This is a genomic window from Streptomyces sp. KR80 (assembly GCF_052245555.1).
Taxonomy (GTDB): domain Bacteria; phylum Actinomycetota; class Actinomycetes; order Streptomycetales; family Streptomycetaceae; genus Streptomyces.
Map to the genome: position 1 here is coordinate 101,614 of NZ_JBQQCD010000006.1, position 17,184 is coordinate 118,797.

General features: G+C 70.8%; 14 protein-coding genes and 2 pseudogenes. 12 read left to right on the top strand and 4 right to left on the bottom strand.

Annotation, left to right across the window (positions count from 1 at the left end):
- Nucleotides 1–38 precede the first annotated feature (38 nt).
- Nucleotides 39–962 carry an SDR family oxidoreductase gene (locus ACTWQI_RS11595; protein ID WP_443269733.1) on the top strand — a complete coding sequence of 308 codons (924 nt, stop codon included), beginning with the start codon at nucleotides 39–41 and terminating at the stop codon, nucleotides 960–962.
- A gap of 52 nt (nucleotides 963–1,014) precedes the next feature.
- On the opposite strand, the gene ACTWQI_RS11600 is transcribed toward ACTWQI_RS11595, so the two are convergent.
- The 4 genes from ACTWQI_RS11600 to ACTWQI_RS11615 all read right to left on the bottom strand — a co-directional run bounded on the left by ACTWQI_RS11600 (nucleotide 1,015) and on the right by ACTWQI_RS11615 (nucleotide 7,184).
- Nucleotides 1,015–2,154 (bottom strand): ABC transporter substrate-binding protein, encoded by a 1,140-nt coding sequence (locus tag ACTWQI_RS11600; RefSeq protein WP_443269734.1) that lies wholly within the window; start codon nucleotides 2,152–2,154, stop codon nucleotides 1,015–1,017.
- 498 nt (nucleotides 2,155–2,652) lie between these two features.
- Nucleotides 2,653–4,068, bottom strand: a complete 1,416-nt coding sequence (locus tag ACTWQI_RS11605) for a family 2B encapsulin nanocompartment shell protein (RefSeq protein ID WP_443269735.1) — start codon at nucleotides 4,066–4,068, stop codon at nucleotides 2,653–2,655.
- 155 nt (nucleotides 4,069–4,223) lie between these two features.
- The gene (locus ACTWQI_RS11610) at nucleotides 4,224–5,633 is read right to left on the bottom strand and encodes a family 2B encapsulin nanocompartment shell protein (protein ID WP_443269736.1); all 1,410 of its coding nucleotides are present in this window, start codon (nucleotides 5,631–5,633) and stop codon (nucleotides 4,224–4,226) included.
- A 168-nt stretch (nucleotides 5,634–5,801) separates the two neighbouring features.
- On the bottom strand, nucleotides 5,802–7,184 hold the full coding sequence (locus ACTWQI_RS11615; RefSeq protein WP_443269737.1) for a helix-turn-helix domain-containing protein: 1,383 nt from the start codon (nucleotides 7,182–7,184) through the stop codon (nucleotides 5,802–5,804).
- 198 nt (nucleotides 7,185–7,382) lie between these two features.
- Between ACTWQI_RS11615 and ACTWQI_RS11620 the strand changes: the two are divergent.
- From ACTWQI_RS11620 to ACTWQI_RS11670, 11 genes and pseudogenes are all read left to right on the top strand, one after another.
- Nucleotides 7,383–7,553 (top strand): annotated as a pseudogene (locus ACTWQI_RS11620) (alpha/beta hydrolase); the annotation flags it as partial.
- A 129-nt stretch (nucleotides 7,554–7,682) separates the two neighbouring features.
- Complete coding sequence (locus ACTWQI_RS11625) at nucleotides 7,683–9,017, top strand: M64 family metallopeptidase (protein ID WP_443269738.1); 1,335 nt, start codon at nucleotides 7,683–7,685, stop codon at nucleotides 9,015–9,017.
- Nucleotides 9,018–9,217: 200 nt separating this feature from the next.
- Nucleotides 9,218–10,202 (top strand): annotated as a pseudogene (locus ACTWQI_RS11630) (NADPH:quinone oxidoreductase family protein).
- Between the two features lie 23 nt (nucleotides 10,203–10,225).
- On the top strand, nucleotides 10,226–11,446 hold the full coding sequence (locus ACTWQI_RS11635; RefSeq protein WP_443269739.1) for an acyl-CoA dehydrogenase family protein: 1,221 nt from the start codon (nucleotides 10,226–10,228) through the stop codon (nucleotides 11,444–11,446).
- The gene (locus ACTWQI_RS11640; RefSeq protein WP_443269740.1) at nucleotides 11,443–12,603 is read left to right on the top strand and encodes an acyl-CoA dehydrogenase family protein; all 1,161 of its coding nucleotides are present in this window, start codon (nucleotides 11,443–11,445) and stop codon (nucleotides 12,601–12,603) included. Before ACTWQI_RS11635 ends, ACTWQI_RS11640 begins: the two co-directional genes overlap by 4 nt.
- Before the next feature lie 122 nt (nucleotides 12,604–12,725).
- The gene (locus ACTWQI_RS11645) at nucleotides 12,726–13,631 is read left to right on the top strand and encodes a phosphatidylinositol-specific phospholipase C/glycerophosphodiester phosphodiesterase family protein (protein WP_443269741.1); all 906 of its coding nucleotides are present in this window, start codon (nucleotides 12,726–12,728) and stop codon (nucleotides 13,629–13,631) included.
- Nucleotides 13,632–13,746: 115 nt separating this feature from the next.
- Nucleotides 13,747–13,941, top strand: a complete 195-nt coding sequence (locus tag ACTWQI_RS11650; RefSeq protein ID WP_443269742.1) for a hypothetical protein — start codon at nucleotides 13,747–13,749, stop codon at nucleotides 13,939–13,941.
- A 190-nt stretch (nucleotides 13,942–14,131) separates the two neighbouring features.
- Nucleotides 14,132–14,878: a PIG-L deacetylase family protein gene (locus ACTWQI_RS11655; protein WP_443269743.1), complete on the top strand. Its 747-nt coding sequence runs from the start codon at nucleotides 14,132–14,134 to the stop codon at nucleotides 14,876–14,878.
- A gap of 116 nt (nucleotides 14,879–14,994) precedes the next feature.
- A complete protein-coding gene (locus ACTWQI_RS11660; RefSeq protein WP_443269744.1) occupies nucleotides 14,995–16,185 on the top strand; it encodes a thiolase family protein in 1,191 nt (396 codons plus the stop codon).
- A gap of 153 nt (nucleotides 16,186–16,338) precedes the next feature.
- Nucleotides 16,339–16,527, top strand: coding sequence for a hypothetical protein (locus tag ACTWQI_RS11665; RefSeq protein ID WP_443269745.1), 189 nt, complete (start codon nucleotides 16,339–16,341; stop codon nucleotides 16,525–16,527).
- A gap of 106 nt (nucleotides 16,528–16,633) precedes the next feature.
- Nucleotides 16,634–17,176: an MOSC domain-containing protein gene (locus ACTWQI_RS11670; RefSeq protein WP_443269746.1), complete on the top strand. Its 543-nt coding sequence runs from the start codon at nucleotides 16,634–16,636 to the stop codon at nucleotides 17,174–17,176.
- Nucleotides 17,177–17,184: the final 8 nt, after the last annotated feature.

The window sequence follows — 17,184 nt, forward strand, 5'->3', positions numbered from 1 at the left end:
GCACGGAGCCAAGGGGCCAGGGAACCAAGGAGCTGGGAATGAGCGGAATCTGCAGTGAGCGCGTCGTCGTCGTGACGGGAGCGGGACGGGGGCTGGGGCGGGCCCATGCGCTCGCCTTCGCCGCCGAGGGAGCCAGGGTCGTGGTGAACGACCTCGGTGTCGGTCTCGACGGCGAAGGCGCCTCCATGGGGCCGGCCCAGAAGGTGGTGGACGAGATCAAGGCGCGCGGCGGCCAGGCGGTCGCCCATGCCGGCGACATCGCCACGAGCGACGGCGCGGCCTCGCTGATCGCCGCCGCGCTCGACGCATTCGGCCGCCTGGACACCCTGGTCAACAATGCGGGCTTCCTCCGGGACCGGATGCTCGTGAACCTCGACGAGGACGACTGGGACGCCGTCATGCGGGTGCATCTCAAAGGGCACTTCCTGCCGCTCAAGCACGCTGCCGCCCACTGGCGCGCCGAGGCCAAGGCGGGACGCCCGCCTCAGGCACGGGTGGTCAACACCAGTTCGGGCGCGGGTCTGAACGGCAGCCTCGGCCAGGGCAACTACTCGGCGGCCAAGGCAGGGATCCTCGGCCTCACCCTCGTGGCCGCCGCGGAGATGGGCCGGTACGGCGTGCAGGTCAACGCCATCGCCCCTGCCGCGCGGACCCGCATGACCGAGCAGACCTTCGCCGCCGCCATGGCGGCCCCGGAGGGCGCGGACGCCTTCGACGCGATGGCCCCGGAGAACGTCTCCCCGCTGGTGGTCTGGCTCGGATCCGCCGCGTCCGCAGGGGTGACGGGCCGGGTCTTCGAGGCCGAGGGCGGCCGGATCACCGTCATGGAGGGCTGGCGCCCGGGGCCCACCGCGGACAAGGGCGCCCGCTGGACCCCTGCGGAGGCGGGCGAGGCCGCCGCGAAACTCCTGGCTCGCGCGGCGGCCCCGCAGCCGGTTCACGGGGCCCGGCAGGACCCGTGATCTCCCCGGCCGTCTCGGCTCGCTGACCCGTGTCGGTCCGGTTCCGCCCGGGTCAGTCCGAGACGGCCTCGGACCAGCCCTCCGCGATCGTCTTCTTGGCCTTGTTGACCTGTGCCTCGGTCGGGAACTTCGGCGTGCCCTCGACCTGCGGCAGCCAGGCCGCCGCGACCTCGTGCAGCGTCCCTTCCTCTTCCATGGCGGGCATCAGGACCGGGCGGGCGTAGCCGTCGAGCCGGATGTTCTGGCCTTCGACGCTGTTGAGGTACTCCTGCCACAGGCGGGCGGCCGCGGGGTGCGGGGCCGTCTTGTTGATCGCCTGCGAGTAGTACTCGGCGTAGACGCCGTCGGAGGGGACGGTGACCTGCCACCTGATGCCCTTGCTGCGGAACTGGTCGGCGTAGCTGGCGTTGAGGTAGTCCCAGTCGATGGTGATCGGCGTCTCGCCGTTCTCGACGGTGAGCGGGGTCGACTGCACGGGGTTGAAGTTGCCGACCTTCTTGAGTTCTTCGAAGAAGTCCAGACCGGGCTGGATGTCGTCCAGGGAGCCGTTGTTCGCGAGGGCGGCGGCGTATACCCCGGAGAAGGCGGCGCCCGCCTCGGTGGGGTCACCGTTGAGCGCGACTTTGCCCTTGTACTCGGGCTTGAGAAGGTCGGCGAAGGTCTCGGGGCACACCTCGACTCGATCCGCGTTGCAGCCGATCGAGATGTAGCCGCCGTAGTCGTTGTGCCAGCGGGCCTTCGGGTCCTTCTGGTTCGCCGGGATCTTGTCGAACCCGGCGGGCCGGTACGGAGCGAGCAGACCCTCGCGGGCGGCGGACTGCGCGAAGGAGCGGCCGACGTCGACCACGTCGGGGGCGGTCTCCCGGCCCTCATGGGCCTTGATCGCTTCTATCTCGTCCTGGCTGGTGCCGTCCGGCTGGGCGACCTTGACCTCGATCCCGTACTTGTTGGTGAAGCCGTCGATGATGGCGCCGTAGTTCGCCCAGTCACGGGGAAGTGCGATCGCGTTGAGCGTACCTTCCTTCTTGGCCGCGGAGACCAGGGCGTCCATGCCGCCCGCTTCTTCCACGGAGGCGGCGGCCTTCAGGTCCTCATTGGCCACGGTCGGGATGGTGTCGCAGGCGCTGAGTGAGAGGGCCGCAAGAACGAAGCATCCGCCGATGGCGGTCGTACGAGCGCGATGCGCAGTCACAGAAGCTCCTGGAGTGGAGAGACGGTATGAACGACTCCGGCATTAGCCAAGGCTTCCATGACACTCAAGGGAAGAGTAGACCAATGTCAGGATGCGATTGACCAACTGGGTCGACACGGCCTGCGAGCAGAACGTCGACACAGCGTTGTCGTGACGTCTGCTCATGCGCGTGGGATGAAACGGATTTTTCCCCATCGCCGCTGGTAGCTGTGTCGCCGCTGGGCATCCGCAGATCCGCGGGCGGCTCTCGCCGTCGGCGCGAATGGGATGATCGGCCGCAACTCGGTCGACCACCGGACCGCGTGTGCCCCGGACTTGGTCGGCCACCCACCTGTCCCGGTCACCCCCGTCGCCTTCGGTATCCGATGAACGACGCCGCGGCGATGATCCGGCCCACGGACGGGGCGGGCCGTATCGGTGGTGACGACGCTGCTCGGGCACACCGCGGCGGGCGAAGGCCGGTGACCTCCGCCCGCCACACCACCCCACCCCGAGTGGCTATCCCACCTGGTGGCCGATCTCCACGTCCTCGAGGATGCCGAGCGCGTCGGGCACGAGGACGGCCGCCGAGAAGTAGGCGCTCACCAGGTAGGAGATGATCGCCTTCTCATTGATGCCCATGAACCGCACGTTCAGCCCGGGCTGGATCTCGTCGGGGATGCCCGTCTGGTGCAGGGCCACGACACCCTGGTCGGCCTCGCCCGTACGCATCGCGAGGATGGAGCTGGTCCGCCCCCCGTTGATCGGGATCTTGTTGCAGGGCAGCAGCGGGATGCCCCGCCAGGCGCGCACGTGCTGGCCCTGGAAGTCCACCCCCGTCGGGTAGATGCCCCGGCGGTTGCACTCCCGCCCGAAGGCCGCGATGGCGCTCGGGTGCGCCAGCAGGAACTGGGTCTTCCGGCGGCGGGAGATCAGCTCGTCCAGGTCGTCGGGCGTGGGCGGCCCGGTACGGGTGTGGATCCGCTGCTTGAGATCGGCGTTGTGCAGCAGCCCGAACTCGCGGTTGTTGATGAGCTCGTGCTCCTGGCGCTCACGGAGGGCCTCGACGGTGAGCCGCAACTGCTCCTCGACCTGGCTCATCGGGTTGTTGTAGAGGTCGGCCACCCGGGTGTGCACCCGAAGCACGGTCTGGGCGACGCTGAGCTCGTACTCGCGGGGGGCCAGCTCGTAGTCGACGAAGGTGCCCGGCAGCTCGGGCTCGCCGACGTGCCCGGAGGCGAGGTCGATGTTCGCCTCGCCATGCTTGTTCTGCGGACGGCGCGGAGCCGTCCGGAATTCTTCGAGGTGCGCCCGCAGCGTCCGGGACCGGCCGGTGACCGCCTCCAGCGCCTGCCGCGACAGGGTGAGGACGGAGCAGGAGGTCACCGCCTTCACGGTGAACGGCCAGTCACCGCCGTCGCCCGTCAGCACGTCCTGGCCCACGTAGTCGCCGTCGGCCAGCACGGCGAGGACCGTCGGCGCGCCGTACTTGCCCGTGCCGAGCTTGTCGGCCTTTCCATGGGCGATGAGGACGACCTCGTCGGCCGGGCGGCCGGCCTCCACGATCGGATATCCGGCGGCGACCTCCCGCTGGACGAAGCGGTCGGCCAGCGCCGCGAGGACCTCACCGTCGTCGAAGGCGCGCAGCTGCGGCAGTTCACGCAGCTCCGTGGGGATCACCCGGATCTCCGCGCCGGTGGTGACGAACTCGACGCGCCCGTCCCCCAGGGTGTGGGTCAGCCGCCGGTTCACCCGGTAGGTGCCTGCGCTGACCTGAACCCAGGGCAGCACCCGCAGCAGCCAGCGGGAGGAGATGCCTTGCATCTGGGGAACGGACTTGGTGGTCGTCGCCAGATTCCGCGCGGCGGCCGTGGCAAGGCTCTGCTGCGGCTGTCCGTCCGCGGAGACGGAACTCGTTTCCATCGATGTGGTCATCGGAGAACTTCACCCATTCCTATGCGATATGAGCCGCGATACGAGCCGCGGAGGTGCCATTCCCGTGGGCTTCCGGTCAGCGGTCAGCGGACGGCCGGTGCGCTCTGTTGCGCGGTGTGGAGATAACGGCCACTCGCCGAGTACCGGCGGTCCTGTCAGTTGCCGATTTCGACGTCTTCGAGAATTCCGAGGGCATCCGGTACGAGTGCGGCCGCCGAATAGTACGCGCTCACCAGATAGGAAATGATGGCCTTTTCGTTGATGCCCATGAAGCGCACCGAAAGGCCTGGCTGATATTCGTCCTCGATTCCGGTGCGGTGAAGTCCGATCACTCCCTGGTCCGCCTCGCCCGTGCGGAGCACCAGGATCGAGCTGGTGCGGGCCTTGGTGACGGGGATCTTGTCGCACGGGAAGATCGGAACGCCCCGCCAGGCCGGAACGGAGTGCCCCTGGTGGTCGGTGGAGTCCGGGTAGACACCGCGCCGGTTGCACTCCCGGCCGATGGCCGCGATCGCCTTCGGATGGGCGAGGATGAGCCCCGGCTTCTTCCAGACGGTGGCCAGCAACTCGTCGAGGTCGTCCGGAGTGGGTGGCCCCGTGCGGGTCTGGATGCGCTGCCTGAGGTCGGCGTTGTGCAGCAGTCCGAACTCGCGATTGTTGACCAGCTCGTGCTCCTGCCGTTCCCGCAGCGCCTCGATGGTGAGCCGGAGCTGCTGCTCCACCTGGTTCATCGGGTCGTTGTAGAGATCGGCGACTCGGCTGTGAACGCGCAGGACGGTCTGGGCGACACTCAGCTCGTACTCGCGCGGCGCCAGTTCGTAGTCGACGAACGTGCCGTCGATCTCCGGCTCCCCGGTGTGGCCGGAGGCCATGCCGATATCCGCCTCGCCGTGCTCGTTCTGTCGCTGATGTGGGATCCCGGCACGGCGCTCGACATGGCTGCGCAGCTCCGGAGAGCCCTCGGCCACCTCCTCGAAGTCCTGGCGGCGCAGCGCCAGCACGGTGCAGGGCGTCACCGCCTTGAGTGTGTGGTCCCAGGTGCCGTCCGGAGCCCTCAGGGCCTGGTCGCCGGAGTGGTCGCCACCGGCCAGCACCCCCACGACCGTCGGCTCCCCGTACTTGCCGGTGACCAGCTGGGTCACCTTGCCGTGCGCGATGAGGTAGACGTGGTCGGCGGGGCGTCCCGCCTCGGCGATCACCTCACCGGCCGCGTAATCGCGCTGGACGAAGCGGTCGGCGAGAGCGTGCAGAACCTCGCCGCCGCTGAAGCCCCGCAGCAGCGGCAGTTCGCCCAACTCGGGTGGGATGACCTGGACCGCCGTCCCCGTCGTGGCGAACTCGATACGACCGTCACCCACCCGGTAGCTCAGCCGCCGGTTCACCCGGTACGAGCCTCCTGGCACATTGACCCAGGGCAGCAGACGCAGCAGCCACCGGGAGGTGATGCCCTGCATCTGCGGTACGGACTTGGTCGTCGTCGCCAAATTGCGCGCAGCCGCCGTGCCCAGGCTCAACTGCGGCTGACCGTCCTCTGCGGTAGAAGTCGGATTCACCGACGTGGTCATGAAGGACGCCACCCATCTGAAGTCCGGAGATTGTGTCGGGTGAGGAATTCCTCGGCACCCGGCAGCGAAAGTATCAGCGCGGAAAGGATCTCTGGAATCGCTCAAAAGGGTAGGGTTAATCTGCTGATTGCCAGGAAATGCCGTGTGCGAGGCGGTGCGACCGCGGGGTCAGAAAGACGAGAGCGGCGGCTGCACCGGGCCCGGGCCCAGCGTGGTGGTGCCCGGCGCCGCGCGGTGGCCGAGACCCGTGCGGTACGCGTCGAGCGCCGCCTCGATTCGGCCCTCACGGCGCAGCAGGTCCCCCAGCAGGCGGCAGATGTCGGCCAGGTCCCCGGCCGCGCCCGAGTTCTCCAGCAGCGACAGCGCTTCGCAGTAGTGTCGTTCGGCGTCCTCGACTGCGCCGTCCTCCTCGGCGATCAGGCCCAGGAGCCGGTGGGCGCCGGCCGCGTGCACCGCACCGCGCTCCGGTCCGAGCCCGGCTCCCAGTGCGTCGAGCGTCCGCGCCAGCAGGTCCGCGGCCTCCTCGCGCCTGCCGCGCCGCCGCAGCACGTCCGCCAGCTCCACCTCGACCTGTGCCGTAAACAGCTGCGCTCGCCCCGAGGCCAGCATCTCCCTGGCGGTGCGCAGTTCGGACTCCGCCGCCTCCAGGTCGCCGTCCTGGGCGCGGACATAGCCGCGCATCCAGTGGCAGTGTGCCAGCTCCGTGCGGATCTGCAGCTGCCGGTAGAGCTCCTCGGCCTTGCTGAGCGAGGCGTCCGCCTCCGCCGACCGGCCCTCGGCGATCATGGCCCGTGCGACCCCTCGGTGCATCCGCGCGACCAGGGCCGGGTCGCTGACGCCGGGGGCGAGGGAGAGCGCGAACTCGGCGCTCTGCGCGGCCCTGGCGTAGGCGCCCATGTCCATGTACGGGGCGATGGCCGCGCTGTGCAGCAGGACCAGCGCGTCCGGGTCGTGCAGCCCGCTCCGGTTCAGCTCCTCGATCGCGGACTCCAGCAGGTAGCACGCGTAGCGGAGTTCACCGGCGAGCAGATGGGCGACGGCCCGGCCGCGTACCGCCGCGGCGCGGCGCGGCAGCGGCTCCCCGGCCAGCAGCTCCTCGGCCGCCTCGTAGCTGTCCCGGGCCTCGATGAGTTCTCCGAGGTCCAGAGCGCAGTCGCCGAGCGCGATCAGCCCGTTCGCCCGCTCCTCGTCGAGTCCGTGCTCCTCCGCCGTGGCCACCACGTCCCGTACGGCATCGGCCGCTTCGGCGGCCGCTCCCGACCAGAGCAGCTGACGAGCGTCGGTGAGCCGCAGGTGCAGCTCCGTGGCGAGGTGGGTGGGGCGGCCGGTCGCGAGCTCGTCGGGGCTGACGCCGAGGCGCTCCGCGAGGTGGCGCAGCGCCGTCTCGGACGGCCGGACCCTGCCGGACTCGAGGGTGGAGATATACGCCGCGGTGTACACCGGCTCCGCCAACTGTCGCTGCGTCATGCCCCGGTCGAGACGCAGCCGTTGAATCCTGACACCGACCCCGGCGTCCGCCGCCGTGCGCGCCGCGCTCCCGCTGCTCGCCATCGGTCAAGTCCCCCTTAGGCCCTGTCCGGCCCATCAGCCGGGCTGGCTCGCCCCGCGCCTCCACTGGCTTGATCCGCGATTAAGGCTAGTTAACTATGGCCTTAATGGCCATGGGTGTGGACCGCTGAAACGACAGGCACGGGAGCCCAGTTGACCCGCTACCGCCAGCCCGGCCTGGTGCTCACCGACCACCACTTCGAGGTCCCTGTGGACCACGCCGAATATGTCGACACGGGCCATGCGCTGCACACCGCCCGCCCCATCGGGGGCTGCGCACCTGGATCACCGACGAGTGCGAGCACGACCGTGTGCAGCAGCGGCCCCCGGATGGTCGACCGGCTGCTCGCCCTGGCAGGCGCGGTCTCCTGACGCTGCCTCACCAGGCCTTTGTGGCAAGCACATTGCCGTCCAGCGCGGTACGCCGTAGGTTGACTCGCCGATTAAGCGCGCTTAATTCGGCGCTTATTGCATCGTCCGCCCCCCACACGGAGGATCGAAATGCACATAGGCAGAGTCAGCGCGGCAGCCGGCGTCGTCCTCGCCACACTCCTCACCGCCACCTCCATAGCGGCCGCCTCGGGCTCAGGGGCGGCCGCGCCGGTGCCCGGGTCCGCACCGGACCCGGAGACCCACCGCGTCGAGTACTTCTCCTCGCCCACCGCCCACCCCCGCCCCGTCGAGGTCCCCGCCGCCACGCCCAGGCGTCTGGCGGGCGGCTCCGCCCGGATCGCGGGGGACGGCGACGTCACCCCGATCGTCGAGAACGGGCCGACCGCCGACAAACTCGATGTCGTCGTCATCGGCGACGGCTACACCGAGAGCGAGCTCACCCGGTTCCACACCGACGCCAAGGAGAAGTGGCACGAGATCACCGGCGTCGAGCCGTACACCAGGTATCAGAACCTCTTCAACGTCTGGGCGGTCGACGCGGTTTCCCGTGAGTCCGGTGTCTCCGGCGATCCCTCCCGGGACGTCGTCAAGGACACCGCCCTGGACACGTACTTCTGGTGCGATGGTCTGGAGCGCCTGCTCTGCGTCGACACGGACAAGGTGGAGCGTTACGCAGCCCGTGCTCCGGAGGCGGATCTCGTGATCGTGGTCGCCAACAGCGCCAAGTACGGCGGCGCCGGCTACAACGATGTCGTCTCCCCGCTGGGCTACGACGGCATCGCCACCGTCTCCGGCGGCAACGAACAGTCCGGCCAGGTCGCGGTGCACGAGACCGGCCACTCTCTCGGCAAGCTCGCCGACGAGTACTTCTACGACGAGTACGGGGAGTACACCGGCGCCGAGCCCGCCGAGGTGAACACCTCGACGTACACCGCCGCGGAGCTCGCCGACCGGCGGGCCAAGTGGTACCGCTGGCTCGGCGAGTCCACCCCGGACGGCGGCACCATCGGCGCCTTCGAAGGCGCGGGATACTATCCGCGGGGCCTGTACCGGCCGAGCGAGAACTCGATCATGCGAACCCTGGGCCGGGAGTTCAACGTCGTCGGGCGCGAAGCCATGATCGCAGGCTTCTACCGGCACGCCGACCTCCTCGCCACGAGCACGAGTACGGACCGCCGGCTCGCCCGCAAGGACAGCGTCACGGTCCGCGTGCCCCGGCCGACGGGCGCCGAGCACCCGATCACCCTGCGCTGGTACCTCGACGGCAAGGAGATCAGGAGCCTGCGCGAGGCCCGGACCGTCGCCCTGACCAGGATCCTTCGGCCGAACGATCGCCGGACGCACCGGCTCACGGCGACCGCTCACGATCCGACCCGCGCGGTGCGGGAACCTGCGCTGCGCGCCGCGCTGAAGGACTCCCTTACGTGGACCGTGGGCCGCTGACCAGGGTTGACCAGGGTTGACCAGGGCTGACCAGGGCTGACCAGGGCTGACCAGGGCTGACCAGGGCTCCAAGGGGACCCTGGCGCAGGCGACAGGGAAAAGGTGGCGACGGCCTCTTCCGTCAGGCGAGCGACCGCTTAGTATGTGGCACGGCGCGGGGAGTCCGTCGCCGCTGTCGACGGTCCGTGGGAGGCCACCCGATGAAGGCTTGGCGTGTGCACGAGAACGGCGAACCCCGCGAGGTGATGCGTCTCGAAGAGGTGCCGGACCCGGAAGCCGGGCCGGGACAGCTGTTGCTGCGGGTGCGGGCGGCCAACGTCAACTTTCCCGACGCGCTGCTGTGCCGAGGGCACTACCAGATCCGTCCGCCGCTGCCCTTCACCCCCGGCGTGGAGATCTGCGGTGAGGTCGTCGCCGTGGGCGACGGCGTTGACGCGGAAGTGGGGGCGCGAGTGCTGGCTCAGCCCCCGCCGCCCGCCGGCGGATTCGCCGAGTTCGCCGTGGCCGACGCCGTCGGGGTGCGGCCCGCACCCGAGTCCCTCGACGACGCGGAGGCCGCCGCCCTGCACATCGGCTATCAGACCGGCTGGTTCGGACTGCACCGGCGGGCGCACCTCCAGGCGGGGGAGACCCTGCTCGTGCATGCGGCGGCGGGCGGCGTGGGCAGCGCCGCCGTACAGCTCGGGAAGGCCGCCGGGGCGTTCGTCGTCGGCGTCGTCGGCGGCTCCGGCAAGGTCCGCACGGCTCGGGAGCTGGGCTGTGACCTGGTCATCGACCGGCGTACGGACGACATCGTGGCGGCGGTCAAGGAGGCCACCGGAGGCCGGGGTGCTGATGTCGTGTACGACCCGGTCGGCGGCGACGCCTACGCCAAGTCCGTCAAGTGCATCGCCTTCGAGGGCCGGCTGCTCGTCGTCGGTTTCGCAAGCGGGGTGATCCCCAGCCCCGCCCTCAACCATGCGCTGGTGAAGAACTACTCCGTCGTCGGCCTGCACTGGGGGCCTCTACAACAGCCACGACCCGGCCGCCGTCCGCGCCTGCCACGAGGAGCTCACCAAGCTCGCCGCCCAAGGCGCCATCAAGCCGCTGGTCAGCGAACGGGTGCCGCTGGACGGCGCGGCAGACGCCGTCCAGCGGGTCGCCGACGGCACCACCACCGGCCGCGTCGTCGTCACCCTCACCTGACTCACGGACGAAGGAGCCGAGCCATGGCACGTACCGAGGCCGGACCGGCCACGGCGGCACCCGCCGTCGACGCCGCGGAGCTGCGCCGCCGCGTCGGCGCCCTGTTCGCCGACCACGACCCCGCTACCACGGACCGCGACACCTTCCTTCGGGCCCGCTTCGACGCCGGGCTCGCCTGGGTGCACTACCCGGTCGGACTGGGCGGGCTCGACGCCCCACGCGCCCTGCAGACCGTCGTGGATGCGGAGCTCGAGGCCGCGGGAGCACCCGACAACGACCCGCGCCGCATCGGCATCGGGCTCGGCATGGCGGCCCCCACCATCCTCCGGTACGGCACCGAGGAGCAGAAGCGGCGATTCCTGCGGCCGTTGTGGCTGGGCGAGGAGGTGTGGTGTCAGCTGTTCAGCGAGCCCGGAGCCGGCTCCGACCTCGCCGCCCTCGGCACCCGGGCGGTACGCGACGGGGAGCACTGGGTGGTCGACGGGCAGAAGGTCTGGACGTCCAGCGCCCACCTCGCCCACTGGGCCATCCTCATCGCCCGCACCGACCCGGACGTACCCAAGCACCGCGGCATCACGTACTTCATCTGCGACATGACCGACCCCGGCGTCGAGGTCCGGCCGCTGCGGCAGATCACCGGTGAGGCCGAGTTCAACGAGGTCTTCCTCACCGGCGTACGGATCCCCGACAGCCACCGGCTCGGGGAGGTCGGGGACGGCTGGCAGGTCGCCCAGACCACGCTGATGAACGAACGGGTCGCGATCGGCGGCGGCCGGGTGCCGCGCGAGGGCGGTCTGATCGGGATCATCGCCGAAACCTGGCGCGAGCGGCCCGAGTTGCGCACCCACGCGCTCCACCAGCGGCTGCTGGAGCTCTGGGTGGAGGCGGAAGCGGCCCGGCTCGCCGGGGAGCGGTTGCGGCAGCAGCTCGCCGCGGGACAGCCGGGCCCTGAGGGCTCGGCGATGAAGCTGGCCTTCGCCCGGCTCAACCAGGAGATCAGCGGGCTGGAGGTGGAACTCCTGGGCGAAGCGGGCCTTACCTACCAGGACTGGACGATGAGCCGCCCCGAACTGGTCGACTTCACCGGGCGCGACGCCGGATACCGCTACCTGAGGGCCAAGGGGAACTCCATCGAGGGCGGCACCACCGAGGTCCTCCTCAACATCGTCGCCGAGCGCGTCCTGGGGCTGCCGCCCGAGCCGCGCACCGACAAGGACATCGCCTGGAAGGAGCTCGCCCGATGAGCGGACCCGAGCCGACCGCCGCAGCGGACCTGCTGTACTCCGAGGCCGAGGACGACCTGCGGGCGGCCGTACGGTCCCTGCTGGCCGACCGCTGCGATCCGGCCTCGACACCCGCCCGGATCGAGGGCGGCGAGGCCTTCGACCGGGAGCTCTGGCGCCTCCTCGCGACGGACATGGGCGCCGCCGGGCTGCTCGTCCCCGAGAAGCTCGGTGGGCAGGGCGCCACCGCGCGGGAGGCGGCCGTGGTCCTGGAAGAGCTCGGCCGCAGTGTCGCCCCCCTTCCGTACCTGACCAGCGCCGTGCTCGCCGTCGAAGCCCTGCTGGGCTGCGACACGGGCGACCCGGAGGTCGCGGAGCTGCTGTCCGCGCTCGCCACCGCACAGACCGTCGGCACGCTCGCCCTGCCACTGAACGCCGCCCCGTGGACAGCGCCTTCGACGACCGTGCGGGTCACGGAGGGCGGGGCGCTGGAGGGCAGGGCCGGCAGTGTCGCGGATGCGGCGATCGCCGACGTTCTGCTGGTTCCGGCCCAGGGTCCGGACGGATACGGGTTGTACGCAGTGGAGGCCACCGGCCCCGGTGTCACCGTCTCCCCGCTAGTGCCCCTCGACCTGACGCGGCCGATCGCCGACATCACGCTCGCCGGCTCGCGGGCGCGCCGCGTGGCCGGCCCGGGCGCCGCCGAGGCCGCCGTCGGTCGTGCTCTGCTCACCGGGGCGGGCCTGCTCGCCTCGGAGCAACTCGGCATCTCCGAGTGGTGCTTGACGGAGACGGTCCGCTACACCCGCGAACGGCACCAGTTCAACCGGCCCGTCGGATCCTTCCAAGCCCTCAAGCACCGCCTCGCGCGGCTCTGGCTCGAGATCGTCTCCGCTCGCGCCGCGGCCCGTCATGCCGCCGACGCGCTGGCGACGGACAGCCCGGACGCGCCGGTGGCGGTCGCGGTCGCGCAGTCCGCGTGCTCGAAGGTCGCGGTGCACGCGGCGGAGGAGTGCGTTCAGCTGCACGGCGGCATCGGTATGACCTGGGAGCACCCGGCCCATCTGTTTCTGAAGCGGGCCAAGGCCGATGAATTGGCCCTCGGCACCCCGGGCCGCCACCGGTCCGCCCTCGCCTCCCTGGTCGGCCTTCCGCCACCCATGACGTCCGTGGACTGAGCCGGGGACTGGGCGGCGCGCAGGCGCCCCGGTCCGGCCAGTTTTCGGCGGTCGCCTCCTCGGTGGCGCAGGCGATACTCGCAGACGTCCGCCCGCGCCTGCGCCCGTTCCCGGGAGGCTCCATGCCCGCGTTACGCCCCACCCGACTCAGCCGTCGAACGGTCGTCGCGTCCTTCGGAGCCGTCGTCGCCGGCACCATGGCAGCCCCTGCGCACGCCTGGGCGGCCGGCGGCTCCAGGCATCGGCCGGGGCCGTTGCGCCGTGCGCATGCGCACAACGACTACGAACACGCCCGCCCGCTCGCCGACGCGCTGGCACACCGCTTTGCCAGCGTCGAGGCCGACATCTGGCTGATCGACGGCCAACTCCTCGTCGGACACGACCTCTCGGACCTCACACCGGAGCGCACCGTCGAAGCGCTCTACCTCGACCCGCTGCTGCGCCGGGTCCGCGCCAACCACGGCTGGGTGCACCGTGGCCACCGGGTGCCCCTGCAGTTGCTCATCGACATCAAGAACACGGGCGAGGCCACCTACCTCGAACTCCACCGCCGACTGCGGCGCTACCGCTCGATCCTCAGCGCCGCCGCGGGCGACAGGGTCCGCACCCGCGCGGTCACCCCCGTCATCTCCGGTGACCGCGCGGCTCGCGCCCCCATGGAGGCCCAGTATCTGCGCTACGCCTTCTACGACGGCCGTCTCGACGATCTCGGCACCGGCGCACCCGCTGCCTTCATCCCCCTCATCAGCAGCAACTGGGCGCAGAGCTTCAGCTGGCAGGGCGTCGGCCCGATGCCTGCCGCCGAGCGCACCGAGCTGCACGGCATCGTCGCCGCCGCGCACGCGGACCGACAGAGGGTCCGCTTCTGGGCGACACCCGACGCACCCGGCCCGGCGCGCGACGCCGTCTGGCGCGAACTCCTCGCCGCGGGCGTCGATCACATCAACACCGATGACCTCGGCGGGCTCGAGGCCTTTCTCAGCACCCACGACCGGGCCCACGGTCGTACGGGCCGGGCCAGGGCTTAACGGGCAGTCAACACCCATTCGGCGGACACCCGGACGGCCGTGACGAAGCATGCGATGCGCCACACTTTGGGCCGGTTGCCGCTCTGTCATCCCGCCGCGGCCAAGGAGGTTCGCCATGGCCATTTCGATCTCAGTGGTCTTGTTGCTCGTGATCCTGACCGTCGTGTTCCTGCGCAGCGGGTCGCTGAAGTTCACCCATGCGCTGGTCTGCATGCTGCTGGGCTTCTGTCTGGCCGGATCGAGCCTCGCGCCCACCCTCTCCAACGGGATCGCGGCGACCGCGGACGTCGTCAGCAGCGTCCGCCCCTGACTGCGCTTCGCCGGTCACAGCAGCGCGGACCGGAGTCCACCGGTTCCTGGGCCATCCACGGGCCGGTGGGAAATGCTTCCTCCCGGAGTCGATCGTCGGCTTGGATGTCCGAGCGGCCACGGGGGAGTGCCTCCATGGGAGTACCTCATCGCCCGCGACGCGGAGTTCGACAACCCGACCAGGAGACGTGATGACGGAGCAGCAGGAGCAGCAGCTCGAACCGATGCCCACCGACTGGGAACGCTGTCTGGCGGTCGTCGCCCATCCCGACGATCTTGAGTACGGCGCGGCCGCCGCCATCGCCACCTGGATCGACCGAGGGGCGGAGGTGTCGTATCTGCTGGCCACCCGAGGCGAGGCGGGCATCGACGGCCTGGCACCCACCAAGGCCGCCGCGCTGCGCGAACAGGAGCAGCGGGAGAGCGCGGCCGCCGTCGGTGTGACCGCGGTGGAGTTCCTGGACCACCGCGACGGTGTCATCGAGTACGACACGCGGCTGCGCCGCGATGTCGCGGCCGCCGTCCGCCGCCACCGCCCTCAGTTGCTCCTGACGCTCAATCACCACGACACCTGGGGCGGCACTGCCTGGAATACCCCGGACCACCGGGCGGTCGGCAGGGCCGTACTGGACGCCGCCGCCGACGCCGGCAACCGGTGGATCTTCCCCGAGCTGATCGAGGAGCAGGGCCTGGAGCCCTGGGACGGCGTGCGCTGGGTGGCCGTCGCAGGATCCCCCCGGCCCACTCACGCCACGGACGTCACGGCCGGCCTCGACCGCGGTGTCCGGTCGCTGCTCGCGCACCGCACGTATATCGAGGCGCTCACCGACGAGGACCCGGAGACCTACTGCCGTACGTTCCTCACCGGCAATACCGAGCTGGCCGCCGCCCGCTTCGGCGGCCGCCCCGCCGTGGCCTTCGAGGTCTTCCCGCGCTGATCGGCCTCTGGTGGCCTGGTCTCCCACGCGGAGCCGGGGATTGCGCGAAGGGCCGCGGCGCGATGAGGATGAACGAAAAGTTCACTCGGTGAACAGGCGAGAGACAGGGACCGAGGATGACCGACCGCCTCCGTGATGTGTACATCGTCGACGCGGTACGTACACCGGTGGGGAAGTACGGCGGCGCGCTCTCCGGCGTGCGGCCGGACGATCTGGCCGCGCATGTGGTACGGGCCCTGGTGGACCGTGCGCCCGACCTCGATCCGGGGCGGATCGGCGATGTGTTCTTCGGGAACGCCAACGGGGCGGGAGAGGAGAACCGGGACGTGGCGCGGATGGCCACGCTCCTCGCCAGGCTGCCGGTCTCGGTACCTGGAGTGACGGTGAACCGGCTGTGCGCCTCAGGACTCGAGGCCGTGGTCCAGGCTTCACGAGCCATCGCTCTCGGCGACCTCTCGGTCGCGGTGGCCGGAGGCGTGGAGTCGATGTCACGGGCGCCGTGGGTGCTGCCCAAGCCGGAGCGGGCCTTCCCGGCGGGCCACCAGGAGCTGTACTCCACCACCCTGGGCTGGCGGATGGTGAACCCCGCCATGCCACCGGAGTGGACCGTGGCCCTGGGTGAGGGCGCCGAGCTGATCGCCGACAAGCACGGCATCACCCGCGAGCAGCAGGACGCCTTCGCGCTGGCCAGCCACGAGAAGGCGGCACGGGCGTGGAAGGACGGGGCGTACGGGCCGGAGGTCGTCCGCTACCCGGGCACGGACCTCGTACGGGACGAGACGATCCGGGACAACACCTCCCTCGCCTCGCTCGCCAAGCTGAAGCCCGTCTTCCGCCCCGACGGCACCGTCACCGCGGGCAACTCCTCCCCGCTGAACGACGGCGCCGCCGCGCTGCTGCTGGTGGACGGCGACGGGCTGAAGGCCACCGGGCGTGAGCCCCTCGCCCGGATCCGCGCGTCGGCGGTCAGCGGCATCGAGCCGCAGTTCTTCGGCCTCGGCCCGGTCGAGGCGGTCCAGCGAGCCCTTGCCAAGGCCAACCGTTCCTTCGCCGACCTGACCACCTTCGAGCTGAACGAGGCCTTCGCCGCGCAGGCCCTCGGCTGCCTGGCGGAATGGCCTGACCTGGATCCCGCCCTGGTCAATCCGCGCGGCGGCGCCATCGCCATCGGCCATCCCCTGGGCGCCTCCGGTGCCCGGCTCGCCGGGGCGGTGGCTCACCAGCTCGCCGCCGCGGGCTCGGGAGTGGGCCTCGCCGCCCTGTGCATCGGCGTCGGTCAGGGCCTCGCCCTCGTCCTCGAGCGCTGACCTGCCGCGCGGCACGGGTACGAGCCGGGGGTCGGCGTTCCGCCGCGCGCGGAGTGAGACTGGAGTCGCGGGACTCCGTGGCGTGGGAACCGCCGGGGGCGCGTCCCCGTTCACAGGATGACTGCGCCGGTCGTCACGAAGGAGGCGTCGGAGATGTCGCGGACTGCCAAGATCGCCGTCGGGGGAGTGGCGGTGGGGATCATCGTGCTGTGGGTGCTCGGGCTGCCGTTCTGGGCGGCCGTGCTGATCATGGTCGGAATCCCTGCGGGTGGGTACCTGCTGCTCGACGAGTCGCAGCGGCGGAGGCTGCGCCGGTCGAGCCGGAAGGAGCTGGGCCGCTGACCGGCCCTGCCCGGCAGGGCGCCCTCATGAGCAATCGGTAAGATCACAGCCGGTCGCGGCTGTTCCGCGGCACGGCAGATCACCGAGCGGGGGGAGATTCGTGCGCATGGGGGGCAGGGTCACGGCGGTGAGCCGTAGCTCAGAGCACGAGTTCGGCAAGCGGAACCACGACAGCATCAGGCTGCTCGCCGGTCTGGGCGTCGAAGGAGACGCGCATCTGGGCGCGACGGTGCAACACCGCTCGCGCGTCGCCCAGGACCCGAGCCAGCCGAATCTCCGGCAGGTGCATCTCATCCAGGAGGAGCTCTTCGCCGAGGTGGCCCAGGCAGGATTCGAGGTGGGCCCCGGCCAGCTGGGCGAGAACGTGACCACGGCGGACATCGATCTGTTGGGCCTTCCGACCGGGACGCTGCTGCGCCTCGGCGCGCAGGCGGTCGTGGAGGTCACCGGTCTGCGTAATCCGTGCCTGCAGATCGACCTCTTCCAGGACGGGCTGCTGAAGCAGGTCCTGGGCCGGGACGAGGACGGCCGCGTCGTCCGCAAGTCCGGGATCATGGGCATCGTGGTGTCGGGCGGAGAGGTCCGTCCCGGAGACACGATCGAGGTCGAACTGCCGACAGGTCCCCACCGTTCCCTGCAGCGGGTCTGAACCACCCT